The sequence below is a fragment of the Arthrobacter sp. Hiyo1 genome (genome assembly GCF_001263615.2).
Lineage (GTDB): Bacteria > Actinomycetota > Actinomycetes > Actinomycetales > Micrococcaceae > Arthrobacter.
In genome coordinates this window covers 93,170-95,199 of the sequence record NZ_DF952476.1, presented here as the reverse complement: position 1 = coordinate 95,199, position 2,030 = coordinate 93,170, and the positions used below count along the sequence as shown (strand labels likewise).

Here is a 2,030-nt window from a genome sequence, read left to right as displayed (position 1 = left end):
AGGAGAGGCCAAGTAAATGACCACCCTCATCAACGAAACCAAGACCAACCGCGGCAACGTCACCGCCCTCATGGTTGCCCTGCTGGCGGCCTGCGTGGCGTTCCAGCTCAACGCATCGATGCTCAGTCCGGCCCTGGTCACCATGGGCAACGAGCTCCACACGGACCAGGCGGTCATCGGCCTCTCCCAAACCTGGTTCTTCACGGCCGCAGCCCTGTTCTCGCTCTTCCTGCCGCGCCTGAGCGACATCGTCGGACGCAAGAAGATCCTCCTCGGCATGATGCTGCTCATGGCCGTCGGCTCGGTCATCGCGGCCATGGCGCCCGACGTTACCTGGCTCTTCGTGGGCCGCATCATCCAGGGCGTCAGCGGTCCCACCGTGCCGCTGTGCCTCATCATGCTGCGCTCCGCGGTCAACAACCCGCGCAAGTACGGAGCCCTCATGGGCCTCATCACAGCGGTCAATGGCGGCGTCGCCGGCGTCGACTCCTTCGTGGGCGGCTACTTCGCCGAGCACTTCGGATTCCGGAGCATCTTCTGGCTCATGGTTGGCCTTGCCATCGTGGCCACGGCGTTGATCGCCATCCTTGCAGGGGAAAGCAAGCCCGCCGCCGGTACCGGAATGGACTGGCTTGGCGTGTTCTTCATTGTCATCGCTGTGGGCGCACTCCTGACAGCCCTGAACGAGGGATCCAAGCTGGTCGGCGCTTTCTCTTCCGGAACGCTCATGCTGGCCATCGGGCTGATCGTGGTCGCCGCAGCCGCGTTCGCCGCCTTCTGGACAGTCGAGAAGCGCTCCAAGAAGCCCATGGTGGAAACGATCCACCTTCGCCAGCGTTCCACCTGGGCACCACTGCTGACCACCACGCTCGCCATGACCGGTATCTTCGCAGTCATCAACGGCATCGTCCCTGCCTACGTCCAGGCTGCGGCCCCGGGATTCGGGGTTGGACCCACCGAGATGTCGCTCATGATCCTCACGCCGTACGCCCTCCTCGGCTGGGTGTTCGGACCCATCAGCGGCCGGCTCGCTCCCGTGCTCGGCTACACCAAAGTCCTGCGCATCGGCATGCTGGGAAGCATCGTGGCCCTTGCCATCATCGCGTTCCTCGGACTCAGCAGCCTGCCCCTCATGATCGTGGGAACGGCCTTGCTCGGCATCATGTACGCCGGTACGGTCAACATCATGCTCAACGGACTCGGAGTTGTCCTCTCCCCCGCCGGAAACCCCGGCTTCCTGCCCGGCATGAACGCCGGAGCCTTCAACCTCGGCGCCGGCCTGAGCTTCCTCGTGTTGCCGGCCGTCCTTGTGGCGACCTCGGCGCTCGGCGACGCCAAGGCCTCGTACTTGACGGTCGTCGTCGTCGGCCTGGCCATCACGGTTGCCGCCTTCGCGGCGTCGCTGCTCATCCCCAAGCCGCTCGAAGCCGAGGTTGAAAAGTGAACCGCAGGATCGTGGTCGTCGGGTCGTTGAACGCGGACCTGACCATCTATTGCGAGCGGCTCCCGCTCCCGGGCGAAACCGTCCACGGCAACGGTTTCGCGGTCAATCCCGGCGGCAAGAGCGCCAACCAGGCCGTCGCGGCGAGCAAGCTGGGCGGCACGGTGACCCTGATCGGCGCTGTTGGAAACGACTCCAACGGCGACATGCTGCTCACCTCCACGGAAGGGTCCGGCGTGGACGTTTCCCGCGTCCGCCGTTCCGCGGATGATGCCACCGGCGTCGCGGTCATCGCGGTGGACGCGAATGGTGAGAACAACATCATCATTTCGGCCGGCGCCAACGGAACGCTCGCCCCGGCGGACGTGCCGGCGGACGCCTTCGACGACGCCGCGGTGCTCTGCCTCTGCCTGGAAGTCAGCCTTGAGACCGTGGAGCTGCCGCCAAAACAGCGCACGACGCCGGCGCAACAGTCCTGTTGAACCTCTCACCGTACGCCGAGATCCCGCAGAGCCTGGCCGCCTTGAGCGATAGACGATCTTCGACGAGGAGAAGACCATCGGCGTTGACACCTCCAAGGTCAACATCG

The 2,030-nt window shown here is 65.1% G+C and carries 1 protein-coding gene and 1 pseudogene; both read left to right on the top strand.

Features of this window, described 5'->3' with window-relative positions; all coding sequences use genetic code 11:
• Positions 1-16: 16 nt before the first annotated feature.
• Complete coding sequence (gene uriT / locus AHiyo1_RS20875; RefSeq protein ID WP_059389865.1) at positions 17-1,444, top strand: uridine transporter UriT; 1,428 nt, start codon at positions 17-19, stop codon at positions 1,442-1,444.
• Positions 1,441-2,030: pseudogene (locus AHiyo1_RS20870) on the top strand (PfkB family carbohydrate kinase); the annotation flags it as partial. The gene uriT and the pseudogene AHiyo1_RS20870, both read left to right, overlap by 4 nt.

What these genes read in the sequence shown, in the direction of transcription:
- uriT (WP_059389865.1), top strand. Translation starts at nt 17, where the DNA reads ATGACCACCCTCATCAACGAAACCAAGACCAACCGCGGCAACGTCACC.